Here is a 17396-nt window from a genome sequence, read left to right on the forward strand (position 1 = left end):
TGTGGTCGGTCACCCCTCTCTTTCAGCCGGTTCAGAAAAAAAGAAGGCTGAAAATCAGCCTTCTTTATGGCTTCGACACAGCGGACGAAATATCCTTTGAGACATTTTCGATCGCGCGTTTCAGCTGTGCATCATATTGAGGATTGGCAATACGTTCAATCAGAGCCGCTTCCAGTGATTCAGCGGTTTTCTCGTCAATCTGGCCTGTAGCCTGAATGCCTTTTTGCTTCTGGAATGCCTTGACCGCTTCTTCCGTCTTCTGGTCGTAGTATCCATCCACACGATCCGGTTTGAAATCGAGTCCTCTCAGCATCGTCTGCGCACTTTTCACATCCGAGCTATTGCTGTCATATTTCAGTGGTAACTTCTCTTTGTTAATCGGTGCCACCGAGAAATAATCCGGCTGGTCTACCGCAATATCCGGTTTGATTCCTTTTTCATGAATCCAGTCTCCGTTCGGAGTGAGCCACTTGGCAATAGTGATCTTCAGCAAGCTGCCATCACCCATCTGCTTGTCATAACTCGTCTGGACGGTTCCTTTACCAAAGGAGTTTTCACCAATCAACTTAGCACCTGCTGACTGTTGTAATGCACCGGCCAAAATCTCCGACGCACTCGCACTGCCTTTGTTCATCAGGACTGTGACTGGGTAAGCTTTGGCTGATCCATTGGACTTGCTTTGTTCCTTTTTGCCGTTCTTGTCTTCAACCTGCACAATAACCTTGCCTTTGGGAACAAACTGTTCAGCAATATCAATAACAACTTGCAATACACCGCCTGGGTCATTCCGTACGTCGATGACCAGACCTTTCATGTTCTGCTTCTCAAGCTTCGCCAATTCTTCCTTAAAGCGATCGCCTGTATTGAGAGAGAATTGGGTAATGGCAATAACGCCAATTCCGCCATCCTCCATGTGAGCATATACGGTCTCCAGATCAATGTCGTCCCGTACAATGACAAATTCAATCAGTTCTGAAGATCCAGCACGTTTAACTTGTACCTTCGCTTCACTGCCCTTGGGACCCCTGATTTTGTTAACAGCCTTGTTCAGTTCCAAACCTTGCAGGGATTCACCGTTGACCGACATAATCATGTCTTTTGCACGAATACCTGCTTTCTCGGCAGGGGATCCTTTGATAGGGGAAACAACAACAACGTTTCCATCCTGTGAGGATACCTCTGCGCCAATACCGGTAAAGGAACCTTCGATCGACTCTTCAAACTGAGCAGCCGTTTCCTGCCCCATATAGTTGGAGTACGGATCACCAAGTGATTCCATCATGCCGTTGATCGCACCGTCAATCAATTTGGTCTGATCCACATCTTTATAATAGTTGCTTGAGATCAAATCCATCGCGGTTTCAATCTTCTTTAAATCGTTCTTCTGCTGTGTATTACCGGTTACACTGGCCAGCAAACCTTCGCCCGGTGTGGCCTGGCTCGCTATTCCCGGATACGTCATTAATACCAGGGTTAGTAAACTACCGCCAAGGAGACCCACAATGACAAGCAGTAGCGCCGATCTTTTCTTCATCATCCGTTTGTCACCGCCTTTAGTTTTGAAGCGTGTCCGATTCCATTGTTGCCAGAATCCATTCCCTGAACATGCCAGCTTAGTATATGTCTAGCTTGTACGGAATATGTTTTTTCCATTCGAACGATGGAGCAATAATTACAAATAGTTCATCGGATTTACAGCAGTACCGTTGTCTCTCACTTCAAAATGCAAGTGAGGTCCAGTAGAGTTCCCTGTATTTCCTGACTCCGCAATGGTATCCCCTCTGCTTACTGTGTCTCCCTTGCTGACTTTGAATCCACCTTCGCGCAAGTGACCATATAACGTCCATAGTCCACCGCCGTGGTCCACAATAACCGTATAACCATAACCGCTATACCATTCAGCCATGATCACGATTCCGCCAGAAGCAGCATGAACCGAAGTTCCCTGAGGAACAGCAAAATCGACACCGGCATGCATTTTACCCACTACGCCCGTAATCGGATGGGTACGGGGGCCGAATCCAGAAGAAATACGTCCTCCAGATACCGGTCTTGAGAAGATACCATTACCGGATGAATACGTGACCTCACTGCTACTATCCGAACTCACTCTAGTAGGCGCCTTGGCTGCAGCTTTCGCCCGAGCCGCTGCTGCGGCTTTTGCTTTGGCTGCGGCAGCCGCCTGCTGTTCACGCAATTTATTTTTCTCTTGAAGAAGTGCCGAACGTTTGCTGGCAATCTGCATTAATACATCTTCCTGCTCTTGTGTCAGCTCTTCTGACTCTTCAATTTTAGCATCATATGAAGCGAGAAGCACTTGCTTTTCCGCTTCTTTTTCATTCAATTGGGACTTACGCTGTTTCTTCTGTGCATACAGGCTCTTGGCTTCCGCATATTGCACATCCAATTCTGCCTTTTTGTCCACGACAAGTTGCTTGTCCGCTTTGTGCTCATCCAGCAGATGCTGATCCTGATCCACAATCGTTTTGAGTGAATCCGCACGGGTCAGGAAGTCAGTGAAGCTAGTAGAGGACAACAATACATCCAGATAGGATACAGCACCGTCCGTATACATCAGGCGCACGCGTGACTCCAACAATTTTTCCCTTGCAACAATGCGTTCTTCTGCCGCTTGCAGATCTTTTTTCGTTGTACGAAGATCTTCCTCCGTGTTCTCGATCTGCAAGGATACACTCGCCAGTTCATCACTAACGACATTGATCTGTTCCATAACAACCTTCAGATAAGCGTTGGTTTTGTTCTTGTAATGCTGTGCTTCCTTTTTGTTGGAAGCCGCTTTTTTTTGCTCCTGCTTGGCAGAAGCCGCCTTGCTCTCCAGTTGCTGAATCTGTTGGTCAATATCGCTGATGCTACTCTTGGCATATCCGTCAGAAGGTTGAAGCGTCAAACTGGCCAATAACGTAAAGGCCAGCAGCGAAGCGGTTTTTTTCAAAATGATGATCCCCCATCCTATGATTTCACAAGAAAGCAACCTGCACAGGTGGTGAACAGCATGTTCTTTGCTTTCTTCAATCTTAAAAGACTCCGTCTTTCCTACATATCGTCAAACAGCGTCCATTAATGAACCTGCTTTACCATTCTTTTCGACATATTCTGCAATTCGATCGTTGAAAACAAAATTAAACGTTGAGTGATTTCCGAATGGACAGTGTACTTCCCAAAATACCTACCAGCACACCAAGTCCGATCAACAGTGTTCCAAACAGCCCCCAGATTTCGCCGAGCGGAATCAAGTTAAGCATCTGCATGAAGACATCCTGACCAATCGTCTTCATCAACTGGCTGTACCCAACAAACAACACACCAACCGTAATGACCGAGCCAATAAATCCAATGAGTGCACCTTCAATAAAGAAAGGCCAGCGAATAAAGGTATTTGTTGCGCCAACCAGCTTCATAATTCCGATCTCCCGGCGACGTGCCAGAATCGTTACGCGAATCGTATTCGAGATCAGGAACATGGACATGAGACCCAGTCCCCCGACAAAAATAAATCCGATATTACGAACAAGCTTCGTAAATTTGAACAACACTTCCACCGTTTCCTTGCCGTAATTCACTTTCATGATCGGCTTCTCCGGGTGTTTTTCGTTCAAAGCTTCGATTTTTTGCGCCACAAAAGTGACGGTTTCCGGTTCAATGACCTCAACTTCAATGGTCTCCGGCAGTGGGTTGTTGTCCACATCGAAACCGCTAAGCACGTTATCTGCACTCTCTCCAAGACGCTCACGGAACTCCTTGAGTCCTTCTTCCTTGGAAACAAAACGAATCTCACTTACTTCAGGCATCGCGCTGATTTCTTTCTCCAGTGTGTTACGCAGGTTCTCGTCCACATTCAGTTCGAGGAACGTGCTGATCTCCACTTGGCTATCAACCTGATTCGCCATGGAGTTCACATTGAGCACCAGTAACATAAACACACCAAGAATCAATAGCGACACAATGATGGACATGATGGAGGCCACGGACATCCAGCCGTTGCGGAATACGTTTTTGAATCCCTCCCGCAGATGGCGCAAGAGAGTACTAAAATTCATAACCGTATTCCCCTCTCATCTGATCCCGTACAATCTGTCCACGTTCAATCGCGATTACCCGTTTACGCATCGTATTCACGATATCTTTGTTGTGGGTTGCCATAACAATGGTTGTTCCCCGGAAATTAATCTCATCCAGCAGTTGCATAATGCCCCACGACGTCTCCGGATCGAGGTTACCTGTAGGTTCATCCGCGATAATAACCGACGGGTTATTGACGATAGCCCGTGCAATAGCAATACGCTGCTGTTCTCCACCCGAGAGCTGTGAAGGTTCACGATTTGCCTTACTCCGCAGTCCCACCAAGTCGAGCACTTCCATCACCCGTTTTTTGATATGACGCTTCGGCGCTTCAATAACTTCCATCGCAAATGCCACATTCTCAAATGCTGTCATCCGTGGCAACAGACGAAAATCCTGGAACACAACGCCGATGTTACGACGCACATAAGGAATCTTTCTTGGCTTCAACTTACCAATATTAAATCCGTTAATGGATATTTGTCCTTTGGTCGGAACTTCTTCTCTGTACATCAATTTCATAAATGTCGATTTACCTGCTCCGGACGGACCGACGATATAAACAAATTCATTGCGGTCGATCTTCACCGACACCCCTTGTAATGCGTGGGTCCCATTGGCGTAGGTCTTCCACACGTCCTGCATTTCTATCACATCATCACTTCCTGCTCGCATAGTTAGCCATTATCATTTCGACACAATCCCGGCATTTCCTTTAAAAAGACCTGAATTTCATCAGGGAAAAATCCACTTCGTTCCTGTTTCAATGGTGAAGCATGGATGCATATGAAGTTTATTGTAACAAATTTGTTACCTATTGAGTACCCGAAAGTTTTCCTGCATTGGATCATATATATAGAAAGTGTTACAAAGTCGGGAACAACCGAAGTATAAAGGAGCGTACGGTTATGAAAAAAATACATTTGACGGTCATTGTTCTATTCTCCATCCTCTTGATCGGCTCCGCGTCTTATGGATTGTTGTACATGTACGTGAATCAACCTGCCCTGCCCAAAAACGTTCATGTTGGCGAGATGCTGGTGGAGGGGAAGAATCGTAAGAACGTATTGCATGAATTGGATGAACAGATCCAAAAGCTGGAGGACTGGCCTGTCACCTTTGAAGTGACTGAACCCAACCCCCAGACGATGTCGTATACCGCAGCTCAGGTGGGGGTGAGTTACAACGTTAACAGCTTGGAGTCCGCAATACAGCAGCTGGAGGAAGGTAACCTGTGGGAACGCGCTTATGCACGTTATCATTTTCCGAAAGAGTTCTCTCTCGATATGACCTATAACTCAAGACCACTCCAAGGACATCTCAGCCCTGCCTGGGAAAAAGAAACCTTTGGTACACCTGCGGACGCTGTTCGCCGCATTACCACAAGTGACAAAGTCCAGTATATCCCGGAAAAGGGCGTCCGCCGCATTGATTGGGATACACTCACAAGTATCATTCAGACGAAGCTGCACAGGGATTTCAGTGTACTGAACCGGGATGAGAAACCCGCCCCATTGCTGATCCAGGTACCACTGTATACGCTGAAACCCGAAGTAACTCTTGATTCGCTGCGCCGGGAAGGCATTGACCGAAAGATCATCCAGTTCTCCACGGGTCTGGGCAATAGTAGTGAAGGCCGGATACATAATGTCAGTGCAGCAGCGGAAGCGATTAACGGCATGATCTTGCCACCAGATGCCACATTTGATTATGAGAAGGTCGTCCGTCAAGCTGAAAAGGAGTATGGGTTTCGTGAGGCCCCGGTCATTGTTAATGGAAGACTCACCCCCGGAATTGGCGGGGGAATCTGCCAGGTATCCAGTACGGTGTATAATGCAGCGCTGTTGACGGGTCTTGATATTATTGAGCGCCGCAACCATTCCCTGCCGGTCAAATATTTGCCCAAAGGACTGGATGCCACCTTTGCCTCGGGAGCCATCAATTTTCGCTTCAAGAATAATACTGGAAAATCCTTACTCATTCATGCAGAGGTGAAGAATCACCAATTGATGGTGAAATTTTTCGGCACCTTCCCCGAGAATGTCAGCTATGCACTTGAATCTCGCACCATTGAAACATTAAGTGTTCCGGTAAAGTATGTGTCCAGTACGGTACTGCCTGATGGTGCACAGCAGGTGCTGCAAGACGGACAGCCTGGATATATTGTGGAGACGGTAAGAACCAAGAGGCTGGACGGTAAAGTGGTCGAATCCAAAACGATTACAAGGGACACGTACAAAGCTCAGAATCGCCTGATTGCCCGCTCCGGTCATAGCAGCCTGCCTGACCCACAAGGGCCTTCTGTGGTCGAGGACGGGATTAGCGATACGAAACAGCCTTAATTTTTTTTCAAAGCAACCGACAACTTACAGATCACGGAATGGTACAAACAAGGTCCTGCCGTAATTCATGGATAAACATAAGCTGATCACACGAAAACAAAAAGACACACTTCACGTCCCTTTTGGGGATAAGCGAGAAGTGTGTCTCTACATTTTCAAGAAAAGTTATTCGAGTTTTACCAAGCTGAGATTAGCTTTACTACCGTAACTTACGGTTTACTGCATTACGGTTTAGTGACCGCCGGTGTATTCGCCTTGCTCTTCGCCTACAACCATCTTCTCTCTTCCCATGAAGAAGGAAGCGACCAACGCGAGTGCAGCCGGAATGACAGCCCAGGCAAATAACTGCACGATGGAAGAAGACAAGGCATGTGTGATGGTATCCAGCACCTGAGGCGGAATCGCCTGTCTGAGTTCTGGTGAGAGTAACGCATGCGGATCGGTCAGGTCCACTCCCTGCGGCACGCCACCCGCTGAAGCACCGCCTGCTTCCGCAGCTGAACCAGCGAGAGCATCGTTCATTTTACGCGTAAATACCTGGCTCTGTACGATACCAAAGATCGTAATGCCCATCGTCATGCCGAGGGACCGCAAAAAGTTAAGTGTGGAGCTTGCTGCTCCGCGCCTTTGCGGTTCAAATGCGTTCATGGCTGCATTGCTAAGTACAGAGAACGACGCACCGACACCCAGACCAACCATCACCATGTAGATACGTATCGTCCAAAGGGAAGAATTCTCATCCAGTGTGGTCAGCAATCCAAGTCCAATGACAAGTAAAGCTAACGTAGGGATCATGATATTACGATACTTGATTTTGGTCATCAGCACCCCGCCCAAGGATGCCGTCACAACGGACCCAAGCATCATGGGTAGCAGCACAAGACCGGAGTTGGTCGCTTTACCACCAAGTACCCCCTGTATGAAGATCGGAATGTACACGGATGCTGTAATGAACGCCGCACCACTGAACATACCAATAACGTTACTGGACCAGTAGACCCGGTTGCGGAACATGCTGAAGGAGATGATTGGTTCTTTGGCTTTTGTCTCTGCAAAAAGGAAGAGCAGGGCTAATGCTATAAATCCGGCAAACAAGCCAAGAATCTGCCACGAATCCCAGGCAAATGTTTTGCCACCCAGTTCCAGACCAAAGATCAGGCACACAACAGCACCGATCAGTGTTACAGCACCCAGCCAGTCGATCTGTTGGGATTGATGCTGATGGGATTCTTTATAGAAGAACGCAATAAACACAAATGCAATCAAGCCTAGCGGCAGGTTGATATAGAATACCCATTCCCATGTCGCATACTGGGTAATGTAAGCACCGAGCAGAGGTCCGAATACGCTGGAGAGGCCAAAGACGGCTCCAAACAATCCACCCAATTTACCACGAGATTCTGGTGCAACGACATCAAACATGATCGTAAAGGCAATCGGTACCAGGGCCCCCGCGCCAATACCTTGAATCGCTCTGTACATCGTCAATTCCACAATAGACGTTGCCGTTCCGCACAGCGCTGAGCCAAGCATAAACACAATAATACCAAATACAAAAAACTTCTTCCGTCCATACATATCGGATAACTTACCGAAGATCGGCATCCCTGCCATCTCAGCCACCATGTACGCGGAGGTAACCCAGACGAACTTGTCGAGCCCACCCAGCTTCCCGACAATATCCCCCATAGCTGTTGCCACGATGGTATTATCCATCGAAGCCATTAGTATGCTGAGCAGTAACCCTGCCAGCACCAATCCAATACTGTTTTTACGTGCAGCCATTGTACTCAATCTCTCCATTCACGCTCTATTCATATGACTGCATTAGTATATCCGAAAAGAAGTCTGCGTTAATCAGTCCAAGGACCGATTGCTTTGCAGCAAAACTTCCGATTGCGGATGAATTTGCAGAGATGAACGGTATTCCACTGTACCAATCAGGCAGCCAGGACCAATTTTTATTTTATCGCCACGGACAATCTCGGCCTCCGTATTCTCTAATTCAATGTCATCACCTTCGATAATCTGTGCCTTGAGAATTGATTTATTCCCCGTAAACAAGTCATTCAAACGGCCACTCTTCACCGAGATGATGGAACCACCCATTTCCTTGACCTCGGATGGACCCATGATTTTGAGCGTCATGTGTTCAGCGCTGAGCATTCCCGCTATCGTCAAACGCCCGTTCAGCTTGATATTTTCCGCCTGACAATCCCCTGACAGATGAAGTTCACCTACCACTTTTATATGCTCAGCTTTGGTATGCAGGCCAGATGCCTGGATTCCAACCTCACCATCGTTGCTGGTCTCTCGCTCTTTTAGAGTCAGGGTTCCGGTAATTTTAATATCTGTGGATTCAAGCGATCCGTATATGACCGATGTACCCGTACATTTGAATCGATCACAAGATAGATTGTCGTTAAAGGACGCGTCCCCTACAACCTTGATCTTGCCGTACACGCCACCAGAAGAACTGCCATCACCAACGATGCTGATATCCATTTTTTTGTCCAATGAACGCCCAGGATTGTTATTCATGTCGATCCCATCCCTTTCTCTCCATATCCAAACTTTAAATTCGCTGACTGCTGCCCACCTTGGCATCCTGATCTACCTCAAGTTCACCTGAATACTCAACCAGTCTGATGTTACAGCCGCGACCGATAAAAATGTTACTCCCCCGAACAATGTCAGCTTCGGTATCTTCCAGCACAATCTCATCACCCTCAATTAAGGATGTCTTAAATGAAGGGGTCCCGCCCAAACCAATACTTTTCCAAAAGCCATTCTGTTGTTCTTTGCGACGAATATCGATACGCTCTCCGCCAATCTCTTTAGCCGAAGAAGATGTATACAGCCTGATCTCCACTGTTCCCGCATTCAGTAATCCGCTGATCTTAATATTGCCCCGTACATTCAGGGACTCACATTGGACATCCCCTTCAATATCGATCACACCGCCAATATCAATTCGTTCCCCATCTACTCTTCCACGTACGGTACACTTTCCGTTCACTTCAAGTTCAGGGCTATGGAGATCTCCGTTAATCGTCGTCATGCCATCCACCCGAACACGAGAACTGGTCAGAGGTCCATTCAACGTGCACATGCCGTTAATCGCTGCACTCTCGGAGGTCAAAGCGCCGTGCATCTTCAATGTTCCATTCACTTCCATAGAGGTGCAGTCCAGGTTGCCGTTCACCTTAGCCATGCCATCAATAGATACACGGTGAAAATTCCCGCCTGCCGTTTGACTTATGCCCGCCACATTCAGATCATTCCGCTTATTCCGCTCTTCCATAGATGATCCTCTCCTTATCCTAATTTGAGTTTTAATTCTTCCATAAATGTTCCCATCGGCTGCCTAAGAACCACTTTCACACCATTGTCAAAATAAAACTCCGTTCCTGCTGTTACCAGCATGAATGAAGGAACACCCATCTTACGAATAAGCACGAGTTCGCTGGGTTTGCCTGTAAAACGATAATAATGTTCGGACATCACTTCGATCAGCAACGCACCCTCTTGCCGAGTAATATCTCCGCTCATTAACAGCTTATCAAGGACGTAGAGCATCATAATCTGCTCCAAAGCATACAGCGATTGTTCTCGACCTGCTTCTTTTAACAGATCCAGCGATATTTGTGAAACAATGTTTCGCTCTAACAATTGCTCTGCAGACATCTCCACTTCACCCAACGTAGGTGAAAACACGTCTGCCAGCTCATCCAGCGATAATCCGTCTTTCATATTGAGAATCTTGTCAATGCGCAGTAAAATCTGTTGTTTGGGAAAAAAAGTCTCTTGTCCGGTGTAGGACGACTTCCGAATGAACCATTCTTCCGGAATGAGATTTTTCCGCTTCCAACGGTATAACTGGCCGTATGAGATTCCTGTCAGGTCCAACAATTCTTTCTTGGAGATCAAATCATCCGTCATATATGGTCCCCCTTTTTATTGAAATGAGTGTAACATAACATTGTTACGTTGTAAACCAGATTGAAAAATCAATGATCAGATTACAGATTTCCACTTTAACCACTGGTGTGAAATTCTTTGTTTTCTACTGTAGATCTTGTTATTGCAATGGAAGCGTAATGCGTATAACCTGTTACATATAAACACTTTGGAGGCTCAGGCATCCGATTTCCATCCCATCGTCTCATGTCAGAACACGTGGTTAACGAACTTATGAAAGGGGTTTCTTATACTCATGGCACTTATTAAATGTGATTTTTACTCGGATACGCTCGGGCTTAGCACCAGCATGCATGTCATTCTGCCGCAACAAACCCACAATCAGATCGGTATGGAGAATGTGACTGGCAAAGGACTGCACCCAACCCTGTACCTGCTGCACGGTCTGTCTGATGATGATTCCATCTGGCTGCGCCGGACTTCCATCGAACGTTATGTGGCCAACCTCGGGATCGCCGTTGTTATGCCACAGGTTCACCGCAGCTTCTATACAGATATGGTAGAAGGCGGACGTTATTGGAGCTTTATCAGTGAAGAACTCCCGGCACTTGCTCGTTCTTTCTTCCCGCTCTCAGACCAACGGGAGGACAATTTCGTTGCCGGATTATCCATGGGTGGCTATGGGGCGTTCAAGCTGGCCCTTCGTAAACCAGATCAATATGCTGCAGCTGCCAGTTTGTCTGGAGCACTCGATATGTCTGCACATATGGATAGAAACGCATCCTCAGCATTGCAACAGACGGAGTTACAACGTATTTTCGGACCAGAGGTGGCGGGTACAGAGAACGATCTGATTCATCTGTTAAAAGAAAGCCAATCTAGCGAAAGTCCTCGACCTTTGCTCTACCAATGCTGCGGAACGGAAGATTTCCTGTATGAGGATAATCAAACCTTCCGTCAAGCCTGTGAACAGACGAACTTCGAACTGACATACGAGGAAGGGCCTGGTGAACATGAGTGGGGCTACTGGGATGCCAAGATTCAGGATGTATTGAAATGGTTGCCTTTACAAAAGCGCGATTAGTGGAGAATTACAATGGAGCTACCGCGATTAACTAAACTGGTACTCCGATAGTAGAACAACCTACCTTCCGTTCGCGGTTGAGTTCAATATATCTAGAGCACATCGCTGTACAACACAAAGAAGCAGGCCGTTGAGAACAAAGTTCTCTGGCCTGCTTCTTTGTTGTACTGTTGTATCTGTAAGGGTACCTTATAGTAGCGGTGGTATTAACCGCGGTTCGTAATCCATTGCTCGGTGATCTCCAGTACCTTCTCACTGCGTCCAATCGCTTCAGCGACTTGACCCGAAGCAGTTCCGCCGTAAACATTACGAGCGTTAACTACCGCTTCCGGTTGCAGCACATCATAGATCCGGTCATCAAACAGTGGTGAGAACTGACGGAATTCATCAATCGTCAGATCCAGCAAATACTTGCTGTTCTGGATGCAGTACAGTACCGTTTTACCAATCACTTCATGCGCCTGACGGAAAGGCAAGCCTTCGCCCACGAGGAAGTCGGCAATATCCGTAGCGTTGGAGAAATCCTGGTTGACCGCTTGACGCATGCGATCCTTGTTCACTGTCATTGTCGCGATCATTGGAGCAAACAGTTGCAGTGCACCCTCCAGCGTCGCTACTGTATCAAACATGCCTTCTTTGTCTTCCTGCATGTCTTTGTTGTATGCCAGCGGAAGAGATTTCAGTACTGTCAGCAAACCGATCAGGTTACCGTACACACGTCCTGTTTTACCACGAACGAGTTCAGGAACGTCTGGGTTTTTCTTCTGAGGCATAATGCTGCTGCCTGTACAGAACGCATCGTCCAGTTCAACGAATCCAAACTCTGTGCTGCTCCACAGGACCAACTCTTCACTCAGACGGGACAAGTGAGTCATGATCAGCGAAGCGGCTGCCAGGAACTCAACGATAAAGTCACGGTCGCTTACTGCGTCCAGACTGTTCTCGTAAACCCCATCAAAGCCCAGTTGTTCCGCCACAAAATGACGGTCAATCGGGAATGTTGTGCCCGCGAGCGCACCTGCGCCCAGTGGCAGGATGTTAATGCGTTTGTAGCTGTCCATTAGACGCTCGGCATCCCGTTGGAACATGGATACATACGCCATCAGGTGATGAGCGAACAGGATCGGCTGTGCCCGTTGAAGATGCGTATAACCCGGTACAATCGTATCGAGGTTATCTTTCGCTTGTCCAATCAGTGCTTCCTGCAAGGAATGCAGCATGCCTACAAATCCAACCACGCGTTCGCGCAGGTATAGGTGCATATCCGTTGCTACCTGGTCATTCCGGCTACGGCCTGTATGTAATTTGCCGCCTACAGGGCCAATCGTCTCGATCAGGTTTTTCTCAATATTCATGTGGATGTCTTCATCCGATACGGAGAATTCCACTTCGCCCGCACGGATTTTGTGCAGAACGGTGATCAATCCTTCTTTGATGGTCTCTACATCTTCCGCTGGCAGAATGCCGCATTTGCCCAGCATCGTTACATGAGCCAGACTTCCTTGAATATCTTCCTCAGCCAAAGCCTTGTCAAAATTGATCGATGCCGTATATTCCTCAACCAAATGATTGGTTTGTTTTGTAAAACGTCCTCCCCACAGCTTGCTCACGGTGAGTACTCCCCTTTCGCTCATGGACAAAGCCGCTCCTGCCAGATGTGCAAGAACGGCCTGCCTTGTCATTTATATTGATATAGCTCTATAGATGCAGGTTGAAATTAGTTTTTGTTTTGCTCCACGCCGGAGTTACTTTCAAACGCAGTGCATTCAGGCGGATAAAGCCTGTTGCATCACCTTGATCGTAGGCTTGCGTTGGATCAGCTTCCATCGTTGCGATGTCCGGATTGTAGAGGCTGACAGGACTTTTCACGCCTGCGCCGATGATGTTGCCTTTATACAGTTTCACACGAACTGTACCTGTAACGTTCTTCTGGCTTTCAGTCACCAGTGCTTGCAGCGCCAGACGTTCCGGTGCGAACCAGAAGCCGTTGTAAACGAGTGTGCTGTAACGTGTGATCAGGCTATCACGCAGGTTCATCACTTCACGGTCCATCGTGATGGACTCCATTTTGCGATGTGCGGTGAACAAGATTGTTCCACCTGGTGTTTCGTATACGCCACGGCTCTTCATACCAACAAAACGGTTCTCAACCATATCTACACGGCCAATACCATGTTTGCCACCCAGCTCGTTCAGTTGCTCCATCACTTGCAGTGGGCTCAAGCGCTCACCGTTCAGTGCAACACAGTCACCTTGTTCGAATTCCAGTTCAACATATTCCGCTTGATCTGGTGCATCTTCAGGTGCACTGCTCAGCAGGAACATGTCTTTGTTCTCGTCCGCGCTTGGATCGAACCAAGGATCTTCGAGCACACCGCTCTCATAGCTGATATGCAGCAAGTTACGGTCTGTGGAGTATGGTTTAGCCGCAGAAGCGGTTACCGGAATACCATGTTTCTCAGCGTACGCGATCATCTCGGCACGTCCCGGGAATTGGTTACGGAATTCTTCCAGACGCCAAGGTGCAATTACGTTAATGTCTGGTGTCAGTGCAGCCGCGTTCAACTCAAACCGAACTTGGTCATTTCCTTTACCTGTAGCGCCGTGAGCGATGGCTGTAGCACCTTCTGCACGAGCGATGTCCACCATACGTTTAGCGATCAGTGGACGAGCAATACTTGTGCCAAGCAGGTATTGTCCTTCATAGAGGGCACCTGCCTGGAACATCGGATAAATGAAATCTTTTGCGAATTCATCGCGTAGATCGTCGATGTATACTTTGGAAGCGCCTGTTGCCAGTGCTTTTTCCTCCAAACCGTCCAATTCATCCTTTTGTCCAATATCCGCTGTGAAAGCGATAATCTCTGCATCATATGTTTCTTTCAACCATTTCAAAATTACAGATGTGTCCAACCCGCCTGAATATGCGAGTACAATTTTTTCCTTAGCCATGTTCGATGGTCCTCCCCAAGATCAGTTAAGTTAAACAGAGCCTTCATACACTGAATCCTACGAGCCAGAAAATCCTTCCGATCACTGTTATCCCCAGATTTTTTTCATCCCTTTATGACAAAGGGTAAAATCCGGGGATAGCCTATGCTTCCGATGCAGCTTTCTTTCAAAAAGCTTTCAGGTGCACGCTTCGCTTCTTCAGGCTTTTTCTGTCTCTCCGTGTTTGTGTATGCTTCTTATTTAATTAACTTTTTAAAGTACATTATAGATGAATCTATCATCGCGAAATCTGCGCCTAAAATCAACCCATAAAGGCAAATAGCATCTATTCGCTCATTAATGCAGCCATTAAGGCTTTCTGTGCATGCAAGCGATTCTCCGCCTGATCAAAGATCAGGGAGTTCGGTCCGTCAATTACACCGGCACTCACTTCTTCGCCGCGGTGTGCTGGCAGACAATGCAAGAACATGTAGTCCGCCTTCGCGCCTTTCATCAGTTCCTCGTCCACTTGATATGCCGCAAATGCCTGCTCCCGAATCTTCTGCTCTTCTTCAAAGCCCATGCTCGCCCATACATCCGTATACACGATATCTGCATCTTTCGCAGCTTCCTGTGCACTGTAGGTTACAGTCACTTCAGAACCGCTCTCCTGTGCGATAATGCGTGCCTGCTCCACAACTGCGCTATCCGGCTCATAACCTTCTGGCGTTGCTACAGCAACATGCATACCCATCTTCGCTGCACCGAGCATCAGGGAGTGTGCCATGTTGTTGCCATCTCCGATGTAGGCCATTTTCAGACCTGCCAGCTTGCCTTTGTGCTCCAGCACCGTTTGGAAGTCTGCCAGTACCTGACAAGGATGCGCTGCATCGCTCAGGCCGTTAATAACTGGAACATCCGCATGCTCTGCCAGTTCAGTTACATTATGGTGTCCAAAGGTACGGATCATGATGCCGTCCAGGTAACGGGACAATACTTTGGCTGTATCATGTGTTGTTTCCCCGCGACCCAGCTGGATATCATTTTTGCTCAGGAAGAGCGCGTGTCCGCCCAATTGGAACATACCCACTTCAAAGGATACACGCGTACGTGTGGATGATTTTTCAAAAATAAGTCCGATCGTTTTGCCTTTCAACGGTTGAAAAGGTACACCGCTTTTTTGTTTGCCTTTAATCTCAATTGCGAGATCAAGCAGATAACGAATTTCCTCTGCTGTGTAGTCCGTGAATTCGATAAAATCCCGGCCTCTCAGATCAATCTTCTGAATCTTTTCCGTCTGTTGTGCTGTCATGTATAATGTCCTCCTTATTTCCGGTTCCCTGCACCCGCATGGGCAGAAGAGAGAGCACATTGACACTTTGTCTTGGTGCTTCTCAAGTTTATTCTTTTCCGCCTTCTGCAAGTTCACCGCGCGGCTACAGGGATTCATCATCTCGTTCTGCTTCGAGGCCGGGAATGGCCCCGAGACAGAAAGGTTATCATTTTTATGTTAGGCTTTCGCCGCTACGTGCTCTTCGATCAATGTGGCTACCAAGGATACCGCCTCGTCAATCTCTTCTTTGCTCACATACAGGTTTGGAAGCAAACGAATCACATTAGGTCCTGCAGAGACGAACAAAATACCGCGTTTTTGCCCAGCAAGCACAATATCACCTACCGGCTCAGCACATTCGATGCCGACCAACAATCCCAAGCCACGAACTTCCTTCACAAAGGAATTACCCGCTAAACGATTCCGCAGGGAGCTCATCAGGTATTCACCCATCTCCGCTGCACGCTCTGGCAAGCGATCTTCCAGCATCGTTTCAATTGTTGCTATCACAACGGATGAAGCAAGTGGTGTTCCGCCAAATGTTGTCGCATGGCTACCTGGCGTGAACGCATCCCGCAGGAAACCTTTCCCCAACATCGCGCCTACAGGGAAACCACTGCCGATACCTTTGGCAACGGTGAACACGTCTGGCTCAATGCCATAATGTTCGTGCGCAAATAGTTTACCCGTACGTCCCATTCCTGTTTGTACTTCATCGACAATCAACAGCAACCCATGCTCGTCACACAATTTCCGTACATGTTTGACGAATTCCGGTTCAACCGGATATACACCACCCTCGGCCTGAACCATTTCCAGCATAATAGCTGCTGTGTTGGGTCCAATTGCCGTTTCAAGTGCAGGGATATCATGCAAAGGTACAGTTACAAATCCGGCTGGCAATGGCAAAAATCCTTCTTTCACCTTATCCTGTCCGGTTGCTGTCAGCGTTGCGAGTGTCCGTCCATGGAAGGACTGGGCAAATGTGATCACTTCATAGCGATCTGTGCCTTTCACCTTTTGGTGATAACGACGTGCTACTTTGATAGCTGCTTCATTCGCTTCGGCACCACTGTTACAGAAGAACACTGCATCAGCGCACGTATTGGCTGTCAGCAGTGCTGCTGCCTTCTCCTGGCCTGGAATCTGGAATAGGTTGGATACATGCCACAGCTCATCAATCTGAGCTTTCAGCTTGGCTCCAACTTTCTCCGGTGCATGGCCCAAGCTAGTTACAGCGAGTCCGCACATGAAATCGAGATAGCGGTTCCCCTGATCGTCCCATAACCAGCTGCCTTTACCTTTGACCAGACTGATTGGATAACGTGCATACGTTTGGAAAAGCGAGCTTTCCGTCTGTGCCGCTGCACCTGTTGCTGTTGCGCCCGCTACCGCTGTGCCAGAACCTGGCTGTTCGTTGCCTTTTGCCATGACCCTATCACTCCTTATTGGTTGGTGCAACGGCAATTATATAAGAGCTCTTATTTACACTAGATCACTCCGATTGCGGAACCATCTTCCGAACGTATGCATACTCCTCTTCGATGACAGAACAACCTTCCGATCGCTGTTATCCCTGGATTTTTTTTATTCCCCTTCAATGGGGAAAATCCTGTGATAAAGGCGCACGCTCCGCTTCTTCAGGTTATTTCTGTCCTCTCCGTTATGCATTTTTATTCTTCAGACTGGTTCTGCACCCTACGAT

14 protein-coding genes are annotated in these 17396 nt (G+C 47.7%); 2 read left to right on the forward strand and 12 right to left on the reverse strand.

The annotated features are described in order from the left end of the window. Positions 1-64: 64 nt before the first annotated feature. The 4 genes from MHI52_RS27935 to ftsE form a co-directional block, all read right to left on the reverse strand. A complete protein-coding gene (locus MHI52_RS27935) occupies positions 65-1537 on the reverse strand; it encodes a S41 family peptidase (protein ID WP_036612405.1) in 1473 nt (490 codons plus the stop codon). A gap of 135 nt (positions 1538-1672) precedes the next feature. Further along, on the reverse strand, positions 1673-2953 hold the full coding sequence (locus tag MHI52_RS27940) for a murein hydrolase activator EnvC (RefSeq protein ID WP_076254090.1): 1281 nt from the start codon (positions 2951-2953) through the stop codon (positions 1673-1675). A gap of 187 nt (positions 2954-3140) precedes the next feature. Next, on the reverse strand, positions 3141-4058 hold the full coding sequence (gene ftsX, locus MHI52_RS27945) for a permease-like cell division protein FtsX (protein ID WP_047840643.1): 918 nt from the start codon (positions 4056-4058) through the stop codon (positions 3141-3143). Then, positions 4048-4734: a cell division ATP-binding protein FtsE gene (gene ftsE, locus MHI52_RS27950; protein WP_024631580.1), complete on the reverse strand. Its 687-nt coding sequence runs from the start codon at positions 4732-4734 to the stop codon at positions 4048-4050. The genes ftsX and ftsE overlap by 11 nt, the downstream gene beginning before the upstream one ends. 254 nt (positions 4735-4988) lie before the next feature. Between ftsE and MHI52_RS27955 the strand changes: the two genes are divergently transcribed. After that, positions 4989-6422, forward strand: a complete 1434-nt coding sequence (locus tag MHI52_RS27955) for a VanW family protein (protein ID WP_076319185.1) — start codon at positions 4989-4991, stop codon at positions 6420-6422. Positions 6423-6653: 231 nt separating this feature from the next. Here the strand turns inward: MHI52_RS27955 and MHI52_RS27960 are convergent, their stop codons facing one another. The 4 genes from MHI52_RS27960 to MHI52_RS27975 form a co-directional block, all read right to left on the reverse strand. Continuing rightward, the gene (locus tag MHI52_RS27960; protein ID WP_036667723.1) at positions 6654-8207 is read right to left on the reverse strand and encodes an MDR family MFS transporter; all 1554 of its coding nucleotides are present in this window, start codon (positions 8205-8207) and stop codon (positions 6654-6656) included. A gap of 72 nt (positions 8208-8279) precedes the next feature. Then, a complete protein-coding gene (locus MHI52_RS27965; protein ID WP_076328758.1) occupies positions 8280-8963 on the reverse strand; it encodes a hypothetical protein in 684 nt (227 codons plus the stop codon). 34 nt (positions 8964-8997) lie between these two features. Beyond that, positions 8998-9726 (reverse strand): polymer-forming cytoskeletal protein, encoded by a 729-nt coding sequence (locus MHI52_RS27970; RefSeq protein WP_076328757.1) that lies wholly within the window; start codon positions 9724-9726, stop codon positions 8998-9000. 14 nt (positions 9727-9740) lie between these two features. Then, positions 9741-10364, reverse strand: a complete 624-nt coding sequence (locus MHI52_RS27975) for a YhbD family protein (RefSeq protein ID WP_074096600.1) — start codon at positions 10362-10364, stop codon at positions 9741-9743. Between the two features lie 274 nt (positions 10365-10638). Here MHI52_RS27975 and MHI52_RS27980 point away from each other — a divergent pair, with 274 nt between their 5' ends. Continuing rightward, positions 10639-11427, forward strand: coding sequence for an alpha/beta hydrolase family protein (locus MHI52_RS27980; protein WP_076328756.1), 789 nt, complete (start codon positions 10639-10641; stop codon positions 11425-11427). Between the two features lie 206 nt (positions 11428-11633). Here the strand turns inward: MHI52_RS27980 and argH are convergent, their stop codons facing one another. From argH to MHI52_RS28000, 4 genes are all read right to left on the reverse strand, one after another. Next, positions 11634-13037, reverse strand: coding sequence for an argininosuccinate lyase (gene argH, locus MHI52_RS27985; RefSeq protein WP_036612430.1), 1404 nt, complete (start codon positions 13035-13037; stop codon positions 11634-11636). Positions 13038-13125: 88 nt separating this feature from the next. Further along, entirely contained in the window at positions 13126-14379 is a 1254-nt protein-coding gene (locus MHI52_RS27990) for an argininosuccinate synthase (protein ID WP_405158006.1), read from the reverse strand. Between the two features lie 325 nt (positions 14380-14704). After that, a complete protein-coding gene (gene argF, locus MHI52_RS27995; protein ID WP_338707146.1) occupies positions 14705-15670 on the reverse strand; it encodes an ornithine carbamoyltransferase in 966 nt (321 codons plus the stop codon). Between the two features lie 198 nt (positions 15671-15868). Continuing rightward, positions 15869-17122, reverse strand: a complete 1254-nt coding sequence (locus tag MHI52_RS28000; RefSeq protein WP_340907189.1) for an aspartate aminotransferase family protein — start codon at positions 17120-17122, stop codon at positions 15869-15871. Positions 17123-17396 lie beyond the last annotated feature (274 nt).

Source organism: Paenibacillus sp. FSL H8-0283 (genome assembly GCF_045040675.1).
Lineage (GTDB): Bacteria > Bacillota > Bacilli > Paenibacillales > Paenibacillaceae > Paenibacillus > Paenibacillus amylolyticus.